18 protein-coding genes are annotated in these 16,263 nt (G+C 70.2%); 6 read left to right on the top strand and 12 right to left on the bottom strand.

The genetic code is table 11. The features are described from left to right. From Ahu01nite_RS28485 to Ahu01nite_RS28465, 5 genes are all read right to left on the bottom strand, one after another. A partial coding sequence (locus tag Ahu01nite_RS28485) for an ATP-dependent helicase (RefSeq protein ID WP_203839732.1) occupies positions 1–2,686 on the bottom strand: 2,686 nt, incomplete at its 3' end. Positions 2,687–2,740: 54 nt separating this feature from the next. Then, positions 2,741–3,148, bottom strand: coding sequence for a PIN-like domain-containing protein (locus Ahu01nite_RS28480; RefSeq protein ID WP_203839731.1), 408 nt, complete (start codon positions 3,146–3,148; stop codon positions 2,741–2,743). Further along, positions 3,138–3,824, bottom strand: coding sequence for a DUF433 domain-containing protein (locus Ahu01nite_RS28475; RefSeq protein WP_203839730.1), 687 nt, complete (start codon positions 3,822–3,824; stop codon positions 3,138–3,140). Before Ahu01nite_RS28475 ends, Ahu01nite_RS28480 begins: the two co-directional genes overlap by 11 nt. Positions 3,825–3,860: 36 nt before the next feature. Beyond that, entirely contained in the window at positions 3,861–4,880 is a 1,020-nt protein-coding gene (locus Ahu01nite_RS28470) for a LacI family DNA-binding transcriptional regulator (RefSeq protein ID WP_203839729.1), read from the bottom strand. A 73-nt stretch (positions 4,881–4,953) separates the two neighbouring features. Then, positions 4,954–6,156 (bottom strand): MFS transporter, encoded by a 1,203-nt coding sequence (locus Ahu01nite_RS28465; protein ID WP_239159210.1) that lies wholly within the window; start codon positions 6,154–6,156, stop codon positions 4,954–4,956. A 57-nt stretch (positions 6,157–6,213) separates the two neighbouring features. Here Ahu01nite_RS28465 and Ahu01nite_RS28460 point away from each other — a divergent pair, with 57 nt between their 5' ends. Continuing rightward, positions 6,214–7,161, top strand: a complete 948-nt coding sequence (locus Ahu01nite_RS28460) for an ArsR/SmtB family transcription factor (RefSeq protein ID WP_203839728.1) — start codon at positions 6,214–6,216, stop codon at positions 7,159–7,161. On the opposite strand, the gene dapD is transcribed toward Ahu01nite_RS28460, so the two are convergent. The 3 genes from dapD to Ahu01nite_RS28445 are packed head-to-tail and all read right to left on the bottom strand — an operon-like array spanning position 7,150 to position 9,699. Beyond that, entirely contained in the window at positions 7,150–8,091 is a 942-nt protein-coding gene (gene dapD, locus Ahu01nite_RS28455) for a 2,3,4,5-tetrahydropyridine-2,6-dicarboxylate N-succinyltransferase (RefSeq protein ID WP_239159209.1), read from the bottom strand. The genes Ahu01nite_RS28460 and dapD overlap by 12 nt on opposite strands. A gap of 10 nt (positions 8,092–8,101) precedes the next feature. Continuing rightward, positions 8,102–9,409 carry a WXG100 family type VII secretion target gene (locus Ahu01nite_RS28450; RefSeq protein ID WP_203839727.1) on the bottom strand — a complete coding sequence of 436 codons (1,308 nt, stop codon included), beginning with the start codon at positions 9,407–9,409 and terminating at the stop codon, positions 8,102–8,104. Beyond that, positions 9,406–9,699, bottom strand: coding sequence for a hypothetical protein (locus Ahu01nite_RS28445; protein WP_203839726.1), 294 nt, complete (start codon positions 9,697–9,699; stop codon positions 9,406–9,408). Before Ahu01nite_RS28445 ends, Ahu01nite_RS28450 begins: the two co-directional genes overlap by 4 nt. A gap of 90 nt (positions 9,700–9,789) precedes the next feature. On the opposite strand from Ahu01nite_RS28445, the gene dapE reads away from it, so the two are divergent. Then, the gene (gene dapE / locus Ahu01nite_RS28440; protein WP_203839725.1) at positions 9,790–10,866 is read left to right on the top strand and encodes a succinyl-diaminopimelate desuccinylase; all 1,077 of its coding nucleotides are present in this window, start codon (positions 9,790–9,792) and stop codon (positions 10,864–10,866) included. A gap of 8 nt (positions 10,867–10,874) precedes the next feature. Here the strand turns inward: dapE and Ahu01nite_RS28435 are convergent, their stop codons facing one another. Next, positions 10,875–11,042 carry a hypothetical protein gene (locus Ahu01nite_RS28435; RefSeq protein ID WP_203839724.1) on the bottom strand — a complete coding sequence of 56 codons (168 nt, stop codon included), beginning with the start codon at positions 11,040–11,042 and terminating at the stop codon, positions 10,875–10,877. Positions 11,043–11,241: 199 nt separating this feature from the next. On the opposite strand from Ahu01nite_RS28435, the gene Ahu01nite_RS28430 reads away from it, so the two are divergent. Further along, positions 11,242–12,018, top strand: coding sequence for an LOG family protein (locus Ahu01nite_RS28430; RefSeq protein WP_203839723.1), 777 nt, complete (start codon positions 11,242–11,244; stop codon positions 12,016–12,018). Position 12,019: 1 nt separating this feature from the next. Further along, positions 12,020–12,565: an LOG family protein gene (locus Ahu01nite_RS28425; RefSeq protein ID WP_203839722.1), complete on the top strand. Its 546-nt coding sequence runs from the start codon at positions 12,020–12,022 to the stop codon at positions 12,563–12,565. Here Ahu01nite_RS28425 and Ahu01nite_RS28420 read toward each other — a convergent pair. Beyond that, positions 12,562–13,395 carry a LysR family transcriptional regulator ArgP gene (locus Ahu01nite_RS28420; protein WP_203839733.1) on the bottom strand — a complete coding sequence of 278 codons (834 nt, stop codon included), beginning with the start codon at positions 13,393–13,395 and terminating at the stop codon, positions 12,562–12,564. The genes Ahu01nite_RS28425 and Ahu01nite_RS28420 overlap by 4 nt on opposite strands. Before the next feature lie 66 nt (positions 13,396–13,461). On the opposite strand from Ahu01nite_RS28420, the gene Ahu01nite_RS28415 reads away from it, so the two are divergent. Then, positions 13,462–14,055: a LysE/ArgO family amino acid transporter gene (locus Ahu01nite_RS28415; RefSeq protein WP_203839721.1), complete on the top strand. Its 594-nt coding sequence runs from the start codon at positions 13,462–13,464 to the stop codon at positions 14,053–14,055. On the opposite strand, the gene Ahu01nite_RS28410 is transcribed toward Ahu01nite_RS28415, so the two are convergent. Both Ahu01nite_RS28410 and Ahu01nite_RS28405 read right to left on the bottom strand, forming a co-directional pair. Beyond that, positions 14,052–14,462 (bottom strand): VOC family protein, encoded by a 411-nt coding sequence (locus Ahu01nite_RS28410; protein ID WP_203839720.1) that lies wholly within the window; start codon positions 14,460–14,462, stop codon positions 14,052–14,054. The two genes, Ahu01nite_RS28415 and Ahu01nite_RS28410, sit on opposite strands and share 4 nt — an antisense overlap. 58 nt (positions 14,463–14,520) lie before the next feature. Next, positions 14,521–15,039, bottom strand: coding sequence for a P-loop nucleotide/nucleoside kinase family protein (locus tag Ahu01nite_RS28405; protein WP_203839719.1), 519 nt, complete (start codon positions 15,037–15,039; stop codon positions 14,521–14,523). Positions 15,040–15,097: 58 nt separating this feature from the next. On the opposite strand from Ahu01nite_RS28405, the gene Ahu01nite_RS28400 reads away from it, so the two are divergent. Next, entirely contained in the window at positions 15,098–16,150 is a 1,053-nt protein-coding gene (locus tag Ahu01nite_RS28400) for a DNA polymerase III subunit beta family protein (protein WP_203839718.1), read from the top strand. Positions 16,151–16,263 lie beyond the last annotated feature (113 nt).

The raw sequence follows: 16,263 nt of genomic DNA, 5'->3' as shown, positions 1-16,263 counted from the left end.
CCGGGCCAGAGCCGTCCGGGCCAGAGCCGTCCGGGCCAGAGCCGTCCGGGCCAGAGCCGTCCGGGCCAGAGCCGTCCGGGCCAGAGCCGTCCGGGTCCGGGTCCGGGGGTTGGGGGTCGTCGGGCTCGGGGGGGCCGGGGTCGTCGGGGTCGGGGCGGTGGGGGTCGGGGGGTGGGGGGCCGTCGCCGCGACGGTCGGGGAGGCCCAGTTCCATCAGGAATCGGCTCGGCTGTTCCTCGCCCTCGGAGCTGCCCACCCCGGCCGAGGCGACAGCGGTCACGATCAGCCGCTGCCGGGCCCGGGTCGCCGCCACATAGAACAGCCGCCGCTCCTCGTCGAGCAGCGCCGAAGTCTGCCCGACGACCGCCGCAGCACCTGCGGCCGGCCGCCCCGCGATCAGGTCGACGAGCCGCTCCGATCCGAGCAGACTCCCCCGCAGCCGCAGGTCAGGCCAGATCCCCTCCTGCACCCCGGCCAGCACCACGACGTCCCACTCGAGCCCCTTGGCGGCGTGCGCGGTGAGCAGCCGCACGGCCTCACCCCGGTCCGCGCTGGGTGCGATCGAGTCCGCGGGCAGATCCTGACCAAGAACATGATCGAGAAAGATTTCGGTACGCGCACCCGGCAGCCGATCAACAAACCGCGCCGCCGCGTCGAACAGCACCACCATGGCGTCGAGATCCCGATCAGCAGCCTCGGCCCGCCACTGCCGAGCCCGTCCCCCTTCGCCACCGGGTTCGACGGGCGCCCCGCGTGTGCTCAGTGCATACCACCGGTCGGAGAGCCCGCTCGCCCGCCAGACGTCCCACAGAACCTGCTCGGCGGTAGCACCGGGAACAGCGGCGGCCGCCCGCGCAACGGCGATCAGCCGAGCGACGTTCTGCGCCGGAACCGCCCACCTGCGCTCGACGACATCCAGCCCGGCCGGATCCCGCAACGCGTCGACCAGCAACTCCCCGGAAGGCCGCCGGTCCCCAGCCGCCAGCGCCAACGCCCGCAGCCCCTGCCGCAGGCGACGCTCGGCGAGCGGGTCCGCCCCGCCCAGCGGCGAGTGCAGCAACGCGACCGACGACTCCTCGTCGAGCAGATCGGGCTCCAACGCGCACCGCAGCAGCAGAAGGAAGGGAGCAACCGCCGGCTGAAGGTGCAGCGGAAGATCCTCGGCATGGGTGACGGTCGGCACCCCCGCGGCCACCAGCCCCCGCTGCAACGAGGGCAACTGCAGCGTCGTCGACCGAAGCACAACAGCAATCCGCGACCACGGAACGCCCTGCAACAGATGAGCCTCCCGCAGCGCATGCGCCACAAACGCCGTCTCACTCGCCGCCGACCGAAACGTCCGCACAACAGCCGCGGCAGCCTCAGCCCGCGGCGGCGAAACCGGCGGCCCACCAAGCGGCCCACCAGGCAGCGAAGCCGGCGGCCCACCAAGCGGCTCACCAGGCGGCGAGACCGGCAACCCACCAGACGGCGAGACCTGTTCACCGGTCCCCTGAGCGGGCACCCGGACAGCGGCCGATCCCCCGGCCGGCCCGGCATCGGGCGAATCCGCCTCAACCCGGACCGCATCAGCAAGCGGAGGAGCCGCCTCGGGCAGCACGGGCGGTGGGTGCAGGGCGCGGTGCTTCATCCGGCCGCGCATGCGCCGGGCGACCCGTCCGGTAGAAGCGAGGAGCCCCGGCGTGACCCGGTAACTGGTGTGCAGCATGACGGTCTCGGCGAGCGCGCCGGAGGCCGTCCGGAACCTGGTGGCGAAGCCGTCCACGGCCTCCGGGTCGGCGCCCCGGAACCCGTAGATCGAGGAATCCGGGTCACCGAACGCGACCAGTGGCTTCCCACCCCCGGCGACCAGCGCGAGCAGCTCGATCTGCGCCGGGTCGGTATCGGCCAGTTCATCCACATAGACGTAGTCGATGCGCCGCCGCTCGGAGTCGAGCAGCGCCGGATCGTCGGCGAGCAACCCCGTAGCGGCGCGGACCAGCTCAGCGGGGTCGTAGGCAGTCGAGCCCCGAGTGGTGACATCACGCAGCGCCAGCACGGAGACGTACTCCCGCAGGAACCGGGCAGCAGCCGGCCAATCGTCACGCCCGAGTCGTTTGCCGTGCTCGGCGAGGTCGATGGGGCCGATCCCCCGCTCGGCGGCCCGCTGCATGAGGTCACGCAACTGCTGAGCGAACGCCCGAGTCGGCAGCGCCGGCCGTAACGCGTCGGGCCACCCGATCGTGTCGGCGGTCTCCGCGTCGCTCACCACTTCGAGCAGCTCACGGATGATCAGGTCCTGCTCCGGCCCGGTCAGCAGCCGCGGCGAGGGCTCACCCCGCTCAGCGGCGGCACGGCGGAGCAGCCCGAACGCGTACGCATGGAAGCTACGCACCAGAGGCTCGTGGAACGTCGGCCCCGCGATCCGGGCCTCGATCCGATCCCGCAGCGCCGTGGCCCCCCGCCGCCCGAACGTGAGCACCAGGATCCGCTCCGGATCCACCCCGGCCGCCACCCGCGCGGCAACCGCCTCGACCAGCACCGTCGTCTTCCCCGTGCCGGGCCCCCCGACCACCAGCAACGGCCCCGACGTGTGCCCGATCACATACCGCTGCAACGGATCGTCCCGCAACGACTCCACAACCGCCGCAGGCCTGCGCACCAGCCGGTACGCAGGCCGCTGAACAGCACCAGGAGTCGAGGTCACGGCACCAATAAGACCACGCACCTACGACAAAATCCCAAGCGAGCCCCGGGTGTCCTACTGGTCGCCGGGCCCCCAGATCCGCTCGACCCGGCCGTCTCGTTGCACCACCCAGATACAACCTTCACCCGACTCGGCGCAGATCTCATGTATCCGCGGCATCGCGGCGACGAACGCCCCGGCCATCTCGGTGAAGCCGAGGTTCGCGTTTGCCAGGGCGAACAGCTGGACGTTGTGCTCTCGAACTGCATCGCGTTCGAGGGTCACATGGCGGATCCGCCTGTCCTTCGTCAAAGCGGCCCACTCCTGGGATCCCGCCCGAGCGATCCATGAGGTGTCCTGAACGTCTTGGGAGACCTGCTCGCCGAAGACTTCGGCGAGCGTGTGCACGGTTTCTCCGGCATCGCGAAGGGCAGCCACCACGCGTTTGCCGATGTTGCGATCGGCGAGAAACTCAAGCCGCACGACGCGCCATAACGCGAAGGACCACCTCTACGTCTTCGGTGCTCAGATCGTACTCATCGGCTATGTCCTCGACCGACTCTCCGCCGCCGTAGAAGAGATCGGCGATGGTTTCGACCTTTACCTTGCTGGCTCCGAAGACCGGCTGACCGAAGCCGAATCGCGGATCGATGATGACATCGGCCGAGCCGTATGGCCGCAGGACCAGCCGGGAGGCGTAACCGTCGGAGGCGTACGAGACGTATTTGATGACGGCTTCGATGACCTGCCGGATGGCGAGCTGTCCGTCCCTGGCTCTGACCCATTCGGGTGCCACCATCGAGGCGGCGTTGTAAAGCAGTTCGCCGCCGTCCGACGCGATCATGTTGGTCGCGAGGACGTACTCGTCGCCTGTTTGTTCCCGGAGCCGGGCAACGCCCGCTCGGATGTGTTGCATGGTCAGGCCGGTATTTCGAAGCTCACGGAGGATCTGGGCCTCGGCCAGCGCCACGAATGGCAGCCGGGGGCCGTAGTGGCTGGCCGGCCGCACCGAGTGCATGACCGGCAGGAGATCTCCGCCTGACTTGACCCACTGTTTGACCGTCTCGGCTGCTATGCCCAGATGGACCCCGGCAGCCGAGGCAGTCAGAAGCGGGGCGGTGAACCGCCCGTCCCGCTCAACCGCCTTCGCCATGCGCATAACCGTAGCGGCTCACCGGCGTCGGCGCGGAGACAGTCAGGTGGGCTTGCCCACCGAGGCGCGGAGACGGACCGGCATCGTTATGCGGTGGGTTGTGGGGGGCTGGACCTGGTGGGTGAGGAGGAGTTCGACGGCTTTCCAGCCGAGTTGGTAGTGGGGCAGGGAGATGCTGGTGAGCTGCGGGCGGAGCCAGGCGGCCAGTTCGGAGTCGTCGAAGGACAGGACCGATACGTCGGCCGGGATGGTGAGGCCTGCTTCCTGCAGGGCCTGGTACGCGCCGAGCGCCACCCGGTCGTTGAAGCACACCAGGGCTTTCGGGGCGGTTCCAGCTGCCAGGGCCTGGCTGACCGCGTCGTGTGCCTGCTCGGGCCACCAGTCGCAGCCGATGGTGCCGGCGAGTTCTGTGCCGGTGGCGGCGAGGCCTTCGCGCAGGCCGGTGAGGCGTTCGCGGCCGGCGAAGACGTGCTGGGCCGGGTGTCCGACGAGGTAGATGCCGTCCCGGTGGCCCGCCTCGGCGAGGGTCCGGGCCGCGCTCCAGCCGGCGGCGAGCTCGTCCGGGATGACCGCGTGGTGGGTCGGCGTGGCTGCTCGGGTGAGGCAGTTGAGCAGGACCACGGGGTGGCCTTTGAGGAGCTTGGGGACGCGGACGTGGCGGGTGGACATGCTGGCGTACACGAAGGCGTCGACCTGGCGGTCCAGGAAGTCGGCGATGAGGCGTTCCTCGACGACCGGGTCGCCTTCGGTTTCGCCGATGAGCAGGAGGTGACCGTGGGCGACCGCGGCGGCGAGGCTGCCGTGGATGGCGCGGCCGGCGTACTGATCGGAGGCGAGGGTGTCGGAGAGCAGCGCGACCGTCTTGGTGACCTTGGTGCGCAGGCTGCGCGCCATCAGGTTGGGCCGGTAGTCCAGATCCTGGGCCGCCCGGAGGACCCGTTGCCGGGCGTCTTCGGAGATCCGCATGTCCAGGTGGCGTCCGGTGAGGACGAAGGACGCCGTGCTTCGGGACACCCCGGCCCGCTGTGCGACCTGAAGGAGGGTCGCCCTTTGCGGGGCCATGCGGAGAGTCTTCCACGACCTGTCGAGAAATAGACAAACCTTGACTCCTCATCGAGGAAACGGCTGAATGCGTTTAGCGGGCACTTGATCCCCCTGTCGGGCCGGTTGCCATCAATCGCACCGGTCCGGCAGGGCCTGAAAGTGTCCGCCAAAGAGTGAAGGTCGACAGCAGGGAGGCCGCTCCGGCGACCGCGATCACCACGCCGGGCGACAGGATCTCGGCGAGAGCGCCCGCCCCGGTGATCGCCAGTCCCTGCACGACCATCGAGCCGGTGCCGGCGAGTCCGAGGCTCTGTCCTCGCCATCGGGCCGGCACGGCGTCGAGGAATCGCTGGGCCAGTCCGAGCTGATACGAGAAGCCGGCGGCCGCGACTGCCAGCGCGATCGACGCCGCCACCACGCCAGGTCGCAGGGCGAAGACCAGCAGGGGCGCCCCCAGCATGAGCGCCAGCCAGGGCGTGAGCCGCACGGGTGACAGGAAACGCGCCACCAGGAGATCGCCCAGCAGCATTCCTCCTGCCGCGGAAGCCAGGAGGACCCCCGCCAGCGAGGACGCGTACGGCACGACGACGCCCTCGGACGCGACCATCAGCGACCCCGGCAACCACTGCGCCAGCAGCAATCGCCGCACGCCCCGGTCCCGCAAAAGAGCACCGTTGACCTGCCAGGTCTCCCGCACCGCACCCCGGTCACCCGTACGGCGGGCCGGGTGGTCGGTCAGCCCGAAACGCACCACGAGCGCCGACGCCGCGCAGCCCCCGGCGGCGAGCCAGAGCGCCGAAGCCGGCCCGGTCACCGTCAGCAGCAGACCGCCCACGGCAGCCCCGACCACCTGCATCGCCCCGGACACAACGGTGAAGAGCGATCGACCCAATATGTACGCGTCCCCGTGCAGCAGATCAGCCGTCAACGCCGTCCGGGCAGCCTGCGCCACCGGGGCGAAGCTGCCCACCACGAAGACGACCAGCATCGCGCCGACCGGCGGCAGCACCGCCAGCGCGAGCACCGCCGCGAGCGCCATCCGGACCAGGTCGTAGCCGACCATCAGCCGCCGCGGCCGCCACCTGTCGGCGAACGCGAGCAGCAGGGTCCCGCCGAGCACCTGGGGCAGGAACCCGGCCACGTAGGCGAGCGCGGCCAGCAACGTCGAGCCCGTACTCGTGTAGACGAGCACCGACAGCGCCAGCATCTTGATGCTCTCGCTGATCAGCAGGAGGGCGAAGCTGCCGAGCACCGTGCGGAACTGGGTTACGGCGAACACGTCGCGATAGGTCACCGGATCACGATCGGTGCGCGGTGGGCGTACGGCTAAAGTTTCGGTGGTGAGCGAAACGTGCTGATCCAGGTCTCGCCTGCCGATCTTGCCGGGTGCCGGTATGCGATCTCGCCGCTGTTCGAGGTGGAGGGGGCGCTGTTCCTGCTGGCAGGCAGGACCGAGGCGGGCGTGCTGACGTCGTGGGTGCGCCGGATGAGGCCGCAGCTGGCGCAGTTGCGCCGGGAAGTGCCCGCGATCGGCGCGCTGACCAGCCTGTTCCGCCGCGACGACAACGCCGATTTCCTGCATCCGGCGCCGGTCAGCTCGCGGCGGGAGATCGGCGAGGATCTGGCCGTGGTCCGGGCGACCCCGCTGGAGCGGGCGCGGGCCGAGCTGGAGCTGAACCTGCGCGGGCACCGCACCCCACCGGAGTACGCCCGCCACATCCTGGCCGCCGACGACGTGGTCGACCGGCTCGCCGACGCCCTGCAGGCGGCGTGGACGACGCTGATCGAGCCGGAATGGCCGCGGTTCCGCGCGGTGCTCGAGCGTGACATCGTGCAGCGGGCCGGCCGGATCGCGGCGTACGGATGGGCCGAGGGCCTGGCCGGACTGCATCCCCGGGTGACGTGGTCCGCGGAGAGCACCATCGCGATCGAGCACCGCGACAAGGGGACCTATGCGCTGACCGGCAACGGCCTGCTGCTCGTCCCGTCCGTCTTCGCCAACCTGGCGATCAGCACCGACCCGTCACGCCCGGTGACCATCGCCTACCGCGCCAGGGGAATAGCGGATCCGCCCGGGGCCGGAGCCGACCTGGCACCGCTGATCGGGGCGAAGCGCGCGGCGATCCTGCGGACGCTGCCCGCCACCACCAGCCAGCTCACCGTTCATCTGGACATGAGCCTGGCCGGCGTCAGCGAACACCTGAAGGTCCTCGAGCGAGCCGGCCTGATCACCCGGACCAGGACCGGCCGCTCGGTGCTCTACACGACCACCCCGAAGGGCGACGCGTTACTGAGCTAGGTGCAGGTCGGAGTTGAGGGTGATGCCGGTGCCCTTGCGCGGCCGGGCTTCGAGGCCACCGGTCACCGAGTTGCGCCAGAAGAGCAGGCCGTTGACGCCGGAGAGCTCGCGGGCCTTGACCACGCGGCCGTCCGGGAGGGTCAGCTTGGCGCCGCCGGTGATGTAGCAGCCTGCCTCGACCACGCAGTCGTCGCCGAGCGAGATGCCGATGCCGGCGTTGGCGCCGAGCAGGCTGCGCTCGCCGATGGTGACCTTCTCCTTGCCGCCGCCGGAGAGCGTCCCCATGATCGACGAGCCCGCGCCGATGTCGGAGTCGGCGCCGACGATGACGCCCTGCACGATGCGGCCCTCGACCATGGAGGTGCCGAGCGTGCCGGCGTTGAAGTTGCAGAAGCCCTCGTGCATGACGGTGGTGCCGGCGGCGAGGTGCGCGCCGAGGCGGACCCGGTCGGCGTCGGCGATCCGGACGCCGCTGGGCACGACGTAGTCGGTCATCCGCGGGAACTTGTCGACGCCGAAGACGGCGAGGTGACGGCCGGCGGCGCGCTCGATCAGGCGCAGCTCGTCGACGCGATCGGCCGGGCACGGGCCGGCGGAGGTCCAGGCGACGTTGGCGAGCATGCCGAAGATGCCGTCGAGGTTCTGCGCGTTGGGCTTGACCAGGCGGTGCGAGAGCAGGTGCAGCCGCAGGTAGGCGTCGGACGAGTCCTTGATCGGGTCGGCGAGCGACGCGATCTCGACGCGGACCTCGACGGTCGACAGCCCGGCCAGCGCCTTCGGGCCGGTGAGACCTGCGGGCAGGGCGGGGGCGTCGGCGGGAAGCTCCCCGAGGCCGAGGTAACCGGCGGGGTACCAGGTGTCGAGCACCGTGCCGTCAGCGGTCACGGTGGCCAGGCCGATGCCCCAGGCGGGGGAAATCTCGCTACTCACGTCCGGAACCCTACCCGGTTCGGGGCAGCCGGACCGACCCAGGAGAACCGTCGAGGAACTCGTCCTCGCCGATCCAGTACGTGTAGCCCCACGGGTTGTAGATCTGCAGCTGGTCGCCGGTATGGCCGGTCACCACGAGCTGGTGATCGGCTGTGATGAAGGGCACCGGATAGCCGTCGTCGGCGGCCCGCTCGACGTCGTCCAGGACGTCCTCGGTCAGCGCCACATTCTCGTAGGTGACGCCGGTGCGCGGGCCGATCTCCTCGTTGGCGACCTGCTCCGATTGGCCGGCGGTCATCCCGTCGCGCCCGAGCGCGTCCTGGATCCAGCTGCGGCCGCCGTCGTACACCCGTAGCTGCTCGGCCCGGAGCCGCTTGTCGAAGTCACCCTCGGTGATGCTCAGCGCATAGATCGGGTCGACCTCGGCACGGGCGGTGACGGTCGAGGTCGCGACGCAGGTGGGCAACGGCCCCTGACTCCACGGCGTCCGGCTGCGACGCGCAGTGACCGGGCCCCGGTCGGGATCGAGCGGGCTCAGGTGCTGCTCCAGCCATTCCGCATCGTGTGACGCGATCCGAGCCTCGAAATGCGCAAGGTCGGCGGCGCCATAACCAGCCGCGAGACCTTTCATAAGGTACGCCCGAAGCTCCGCCGATTCCGCGCCCACCACAAGCTCCGGCGCCTTGAAAAGCGCCTCGGAAGCACGCACTGCCATAGCCGGGGTGAGCACGCCGGTATTGGCCACCACAATGTTGTCCACCGGAGTTAAATAGGGGTCGTCCACGGGAGCCAGATAAGGCTCGTCGAGCAGGTGCGCACGGGCCTGGGTCGCCGCATCGTGCAGCCCCACCGCAAGATCCTCCCCGTGCGACCGCGCCGAGATGTGCGCCGCCACCCGCAGATCAACACCCTCGATCGGGCTCTCGCGCAACACGGCCTGGCCGGTCCGGTCGCGCCACTGCTCGCTTTCAATCCCTTTTCCGTACGCCCGGAGCTGCGCGGAAACGTCCCGAAATGCTTGCGCCGCCCGGGCAACTTCATCAGCAAGCGCCCGTACGACCTCAGCCGCCGCATTGTGCGCATTACCGGCCCACACCCCGGCGACATCCGCGCTCTCGATCGCGACCAGCGTCTCCAGCGCGACCTCCGCCGACCCGGCAGCCTCTTCCCAGCCCCGGGCGAGGGCCCCCACGCCATCCGGATCGCCCCCGAAACCCGGCACATCAATCGCGGCGCGCGCCCCCGCACCCCAGCCCCCGCCGGCCGCGTGGATCTCGTCCTGCAGCGAGGTCAGCCGGTCCAACCCGGAGTGGCTCATCGCGGCATCCCCGCCGCCGCCCGCTCGTCCGCGGCGTCGTAGTCATCCGCGGCCCTGGTCAACGCATCACTCAACGCCGCAATGGCTTCCCGCAGAACCCGCAGCTCGCCCTGCCAGCTCGCCGCGACCTCCCGGTAGGGCCCGGCCGTGACGTAGTCGTCGAAGAGAGTGTCGATCACCACGCCGGACCCGGCCCGCTCGATCAGGCCGCCCGCCCGCGCGAGTGGATCTCCTGCCTGGTCACGTAACCGATCAGCGACCGCTCGCAGCTCTGCGGCATCGACGTGCATCAGCGTCACCTTCCGCTCGGGACCCGCCTTCGAAGGTAGCTCCCGCGAGCACCCCGATCCGGTTCACGTTCGGGCGGTAATGTGCGGCCCATGGCCAACCCGCTTACCCCTGACGTGCTCGTCGACCCGGTGGAGCTGACCCGCACCCTGGTCGACATCGAGTCCGTCTCGCGCGACGAGAAGGTCATCGCCGACTGCGTCGAGGACGCGATGCGCAAGATCCCGCACCTGAGCACCGAGCGGCAGGGCAACACAGTCATGGCGCGCACCCGGCTCGGCCGGGAACAGCGGATCGTGCTCGCCGGGCACCTGGACACCGTGCCGCTGAACGACAACTTCCCGTCGACCGTCGTCGACGACCTCATCTACGGCTGCGGCACCGCCGACATGAAGTCCGGTGTGGCGCTGGCCCTGCACCTGGCCGCGACGCTGCCCGACCCGCGTTACGACATCACCTACCTGTTCTACGAGTCGGAGGAGATCGACGCGCAGTTCAACGGGCTGCACCTGGTCGGCCAGGATCAACCCGACTGGCTGCGCGCCGATTTCGCCGTGCTGCTCGAGCCGACGTACGGCGTGGTCGAGGCCGGCTGCCAGGGCACGATGACCGCCACCGTGCGCACCCACGGCCGCCGGGCGCACACCGCGCGGGCCTGGCGCGGCATCAACGCGATCCACGCCGCGGGCGAGGTGCTGCGCCGGCTGGAGGACTACCAGCCGCGCCGGGTCACCATCGACGGCTGCAACTACCGCGAGGGGCTCAGCGCGGTGCGGATCTCGGGTGGGGTGGCCGGCAATGTGGTCCCCGACCAGTGCGAGATCGACGTCAATCTGCGTTTCGCCCCGGACCGCTCCGAGGAGCAGGCGCTCGCCCACCTGCGGGAGGTCTTCAAGGGCTTCGATCTGGAGGTGACCGACTCCGCGCCCGGCGCGCTGCCCGGACTGGACGCGCCGGCGGCCCGGGATTTCCTCATCGCGGTCGGCGAGGAGCCCGCGGCGAAGCTCGGCTGGACGGATGTGGCGCGGTTCGCGGCGCTGGGCATCCCCGCGCTGAACTACGGGCCGGGCGATCCCCGGCTGGCGCACGCCCAGGACGAGCACGTGGAGATCGGCAAGATCCGCGACGGGGCGGCCACCCTGCATCGATGGCTGGCCGCTGACGAGTAGGGCCGGCTTCAGGCTGTTTCGGGCCGGGGGATCTCGACCGTGGCTTCCGGGTCGATGCCCTCGAAGCCCTGATCAACGGGCGGTCGATGGGCGAGCGTCATGCGCCGTTCCTCGACCACCATTCGGATGCGCCGCTGCATGCGACGCTGCATCTTCATTCGCTCGTACCGGGTCATCACGGTGGCTCCTTCGCCCTGATGCCCGGCCGAAGCCGGACGCCGTGCATGCCGTGCGGGGTTTCGTAACTGTACAGACGTTGCAGAGCTACTTTGCGTTGCTTCAATCTGGCAAAAAGCCCGCGACGTCGCAATCCTCTTGGCAAAAGCCCACCGGATAGTTCACCGGCGAAAGACCGTCAGCATTACGGTGGGTGCCATGACGGACAGCTCCGGTGATCGCGCTCGCCCACCTCACGAGCGTCATCGCGGCGCAGTCACGCTGCGTCGTGACTCGATTCCGCCCAGCACGGCCGATGAGAAGCTGCTCGATTCGCACCATCGCGGCGAGTGGAAGACCAAGGACGCCTGGCGGGCGCTGCGCATCCTCTCCGAATTCGTCGAGGGCTTCGATACCCTAGCCGACCTGCCGCCCGCGGTGAGCGTCTTCGGCTCGGCCCGCAGCGGCCCCGACAGCCCCGAGTGCGAGATGGCGGCCGCTCTGGGCGCCGCCCTGGCCGAAGCCGGCTACGCCGTGATCACCGGCGGTGGCCCCGGCGTGATGGAGGCGGCCAACCGCGGCGCGACCGAGGCCGGCGGCATGTCCGTGGGCCTCGGCATCGAGCTCCCCTTCGAGCAGGGCCTCAACTCCTGGGTCGACATCGGCATCGACTTCCGCTACTTCTTCGTCCGCAAGACCATGTTCGTCAAGTACGCCCAGGCGTTCGTCGTGCTCCCCGGCGGCTTCGGCACCCTCGACGAATTGTTCGAAGCGGTCACCCTCGTGCAGACCCACAAGGTGACCCGCTTCCCGGTCATCCTCATGGGCACCGAATACTGGGGCGGCCTCGTCGACTGGATCAAGCAACGCCTGCTCGCCGAGGGCAAGGTGAGCCCGGACGACATGGAGCTGATCATGCTGACCGACGACGTGGAGGAAGCGGTGCAGTACATCGTGGAAGCCGACAAGGCCCTCTCCGGCAACGGAAACCGCTGACATGGCCGCGATCTGCGTCTTCTGCGCCTCCTCGACCCGCCTCGCCCCCGAGCACCTCGGCCTCGCCACCGCGGTCGGCAAGGCCCTCGGCCCCCGCGGCCACTCCCTGGTCTCCGGCGGCGGCTGCGTCGGCATGATGGGCGCAGTGGCCGACGGCGCCCGCGCCGGCGGAGCCCACACCCTCGGCATCATCCCCCAGTCCCTGGTCGACCTCGAGGTCGCCGACACCGCCTCGGACGAGCTGGTCGTCACCACCGACATGGGCGTCCGCAAGAACATCATGATCGAGCGCTCGGACGCCTTCATCACGCTCCCCGGCGGTCTCGGCACCCTCGACGAGCTCTTCGAGGTCTGGACCACCGCCACCCTCGACCTGCACCGCAAACCGATCGTGGTCCTCGACCCGGACGGCTTCTACACGGGCCTGTGGAAGTGGCTGAACGACATCACCGACACCGCCTTCGTCCGCACCCAGGCCCTCGCCCAGGTCACCGTCGTCACCTCCATCGACGCCGCCCTCGACCACATCGAAGCGGCCCTGGCTTAGTGCAGTGCGGCCCTGGCTGCCTGCTTGACCGCGCTGGTCAGGGCCGCCAGGACCGTCGATTCCATGCGCCAGTACTGCCAGTAGAGCGGGACGTCGAGGTGGCGGCCCGGGACGATCTCCACCAGGTCGCCGGTGACGGTCGGCTCGGGGAGCATTCCCCAGCCCAGGCCGAGCCGCACGGCCTGCTCGAACGCCGCCGACGCCGGGACGTAATGGATCGGCGGCGTCACGGCCGGGTCGTTGACGAAGCGGTGCTGGAGGCGGTCCTTGCGGTTGAGCAGGATCATCGGCGTGCTCGCGAAGCCCGTGAAGACCCCGGGCGCGGCGACCGCCCGGTAGCGCATCGAGCCCAGCGGCTCGACCCGGCAGCCCTGCACCGCGACGTCCTGCGCGGTCACCGCGGCCATCGCCGTACCGCTGCGCAGCAGATCGGCCGTGTGGTCCTGGTCGTCCTGGTGGATGTCGAAGCTGAGCGCCGGCTCGGCGGGCAGGGCCACGAGCGCCGGCAGAAACCACGTGAGCAGGGAATCCGCATTGACCACGACCGAGATCCTGGTCCGCCCACCGCCCGCCGGCGCGCCCCGGGCGGCGTCCAGCGCCTCGCGCTCCAGCAGGGCGATCTGGCCGGAGAGCCGGACGAGCGCCTGGCCCGCCTCGGTGGGTTCGGCCGGCTTGGTGCGGCGTACGAGAACCTGCCCGACGGCCTGCTCCAGCGCCTTGATCCGTTGACTGACCGCGGACGGCGTCACGTGCAGCGCCCGCGCGGCCGCGTCGAAGCTGCCCTCGGTGATCACGGCCTCGAACGTGGCGAGTTGCTGCGCGTCCATCAGTTTTCCTAATGTCCCTGTAAATTCTTTAGCTGGAGTACAGCGTTTCTTCCTCCTACCGTCAAGCACGTGCTCGCTTCGACCCTCGCCGGCTTCGCCGCTGCCCTCGTCCTCATCGTCGCCATCGGCGCCCAGAACGCCTTCGTACTCCGCCAGGGACTGCGCCGCGAACACGTCCTCCCGGTCGTCGCGATCTGCGCGCTCTCCGACCTCCTGCTGATCATGGCCGGGATCGCAGGCCTGGGAGCCCTGGTGGCCGCGCATCCCGTGACGGTCACCGTCATCCGGTGGGCCGGGGCCGTTTTCCTCATCTCGTACGCCGTCCTCGCCGCAAAACGAGCGCTGACGTCCTCGTCCCTCGTGGTGACCGGCCGTCCCCCCGCCACCCTCCGGACAACCATGCTGACCTGCCTGGCCCTGACCTACCTGAACCCGCACGTCTACCTGGACACCGTGCTGCTACTCGGCTCGGTCGCCCAGCAGCACCCCCACCGCTGGCTCTTCGGCGCGGGCGCGTCAACGGCCAGCCTCCTCTGGTTCGGAACACTCGGCATCGGCGCGCGACGCTTGGCACCGGTGCTCGAAAAGCCAAGCGCCTGGCGGGTTCTCGACGGCGTCATCGCCATCGTGATGGCCGCGCTCGGCATCGGGCTCGTCCTCTAACCCGTCTGGGAAAATCTGACCATCGTGCCCGACGGGTCGCGGAAGGCGCAGTCGCGGACACCGTACGGCTGGTCCATCGGCTCCTGGAGAACGTCGGCGCCGGACGCGCGTACCCGGTCAAAGATCTTGTCGCAGTCGTCCGTGCGGAAGATGATCCCCGGCAGCAGGCCCTTCGCCAGCAGAGCCGCCGTGGCCCGCTTGTCCTCCGGCAAGGTGTTCGGATAGTAGCCGGGGATCTCCAAGCCGATCTCGACCTCGGGCTGGCCGGCCGCGCCCAGCGTCAACCAGCGGTTCCCCTCGAACTGGACGTCGTTGCGAACCTCGAGCCCGACGGCATCCCGGTAGAAGGCGAGCGCCTCGTCGTAGTCGTGCACGATCACAAAGCAGTGCGACAGCGAAATGGTCATGCTGTCCACGCTAGGAGGCAGAGTGCTTCTCGCGCTTCTCGAAACCTGACGGATCGGGTCAGGCCCACAACGCTGCCCGGACGGCGGTCACCAGCTCCGGCATGTCCACCGGCCGGGAGGTGTCGACGCGGACCACCGGGCCGATCGCCAGCGGTTCGGCGACCGCTGCCCAGGTGGACCAGTCGGTGGCGAGGCGCTCGGCATCCGCGTACACAGATGGCCTTTTGCGGGCGATGAAGCGGGACCGGGCGGTCTCGGCCGGGACGTCGCACCAGACTTCCACCGTGGCGGTCGCGCCCGAGCGGGTGATGCCCTGCTGAGCGTGGTCGAGATCGCGCGGCTTGAACCACCACGAGTCGACCACGACCATGCCCGGCACCGCGGCGGCGAGCGCCCAGACGGTCTCCATGGCCACCGCGCCGAGACCCGGCACCTCGGTCACCACGGCCTCCGCCAGCGACTCCTTGATCCGATCCTTGACCAGGCACGCGGCACCGAGCGCGGCAGCGAGGCGAGGAGCGAGGGTGCTCTTGCCCGAGCCGGGCAGCCCGTTCACCAGCACCACGTCGTGCGCCACGCGCGTCCCCCTTGACTCTCCACCTGGTGGAGACACCAGGCTCTTCATCGTGGCAGCGATGAGAGGTATCGGCGAGGTGGCCAGAGCAAGCGGTCTGGCCGTGAGTGCCCTGCGGTTCTACGACAGCGCCGGGGTGCTCGTTCCCGCCGAGGTCGACCCGGCAACCGGCTACCGCCGCTACAGCGAGTCACAGCTCCTCGCCGCCCGCCTGATCGCGGGTCTGCGCCGGGTCGGCATGCCGGTCGCCGAGATCGCCCGCGCGGTCGCCCACCTCCCCGACCCACCCGCCGTCCGCGCCCTCCTGGACGACTACCAGCAGCGGCTGGAGGACGGCCTCACCGACGCCCGCCACGAGCTGACCCGCCTGCGCCACCTGCTCGACCCCGGCCCCCACTCCCTGGAGATCGCCATGACCAGCATCAGCCTCCCCACCGACGCCCTGTCCGCCGCGCTGGACGCGGTCCGCTTCGCCGCCTCCACCGACCCCGACCTCCCCATGATCAACGGCGTCCTCCTCGAAACCCGCCCCGATTCCCTCACCCTGGTCGCCACCGACCGCTACCGCCTGGCCGTCGCCGAATCCGCCGCCACGACCACCGGCCCACCCACCCGAGTCGTCGCCCCGCTCCCCTTCATCGACGCCCTCCGCCCCCTGCTCAGCCCCGGCACCGTGACCCTCGACCTCACACCCACCACCATCAGCGCCCAGACCCCGTCCGGCCGCCTCGACACCAGCCCCCTCGACGTCGACTTCCCCGACCACCGAGCCCTGACCTCCAGCTCCCGCGACACCCAGAGCATCAAGGCCGACGCCCCCACCCTCCGCGCCGTGGTCCACGCCGCCACCCCGATCCACCGCGACCTGGAAGGCACCCCCTACGAGCTCGCCATCCTCACCCTCGACCCCACCGGCACCCTCCTCCGCACCGCCGACGAATCCGAATGGTCCGAAGACTCCCCCACCCACATCGCCGTGAACCGCGAATTCCTCCTCCAGGCCCTCGCCGCCACCGGACCAGGCCAACTAACCCTCGAGCTCGACGGCCCCATCAAACCCCTCGCCGTCCGAACCCCCACGACCTACTCAATCCTCATGCCCGTCCGCCATTGACCCCCGACCCTCTCCGCCCGCCCCTCTCCGGGCGGCCCACTCCGGGCGGCCCACTCCGGGCGGCCCACTCCGGGCGGCCCACTCCGGGCGGCCCACTCCGGGCGGCCCACTCC

Source organism: Winogradskya humida, assembly GCF_016862215.1.
GTDB classification, from domain to species: Bacteria; Actinomycetota; Actinomycetes; order Mycobacteriales; family Micromonosporaceae; genus Actinoplanes; species Actinoplanes humidus.
This window is presented reverse-complemented; position numbering and strand designations above follow the sequence as displayed.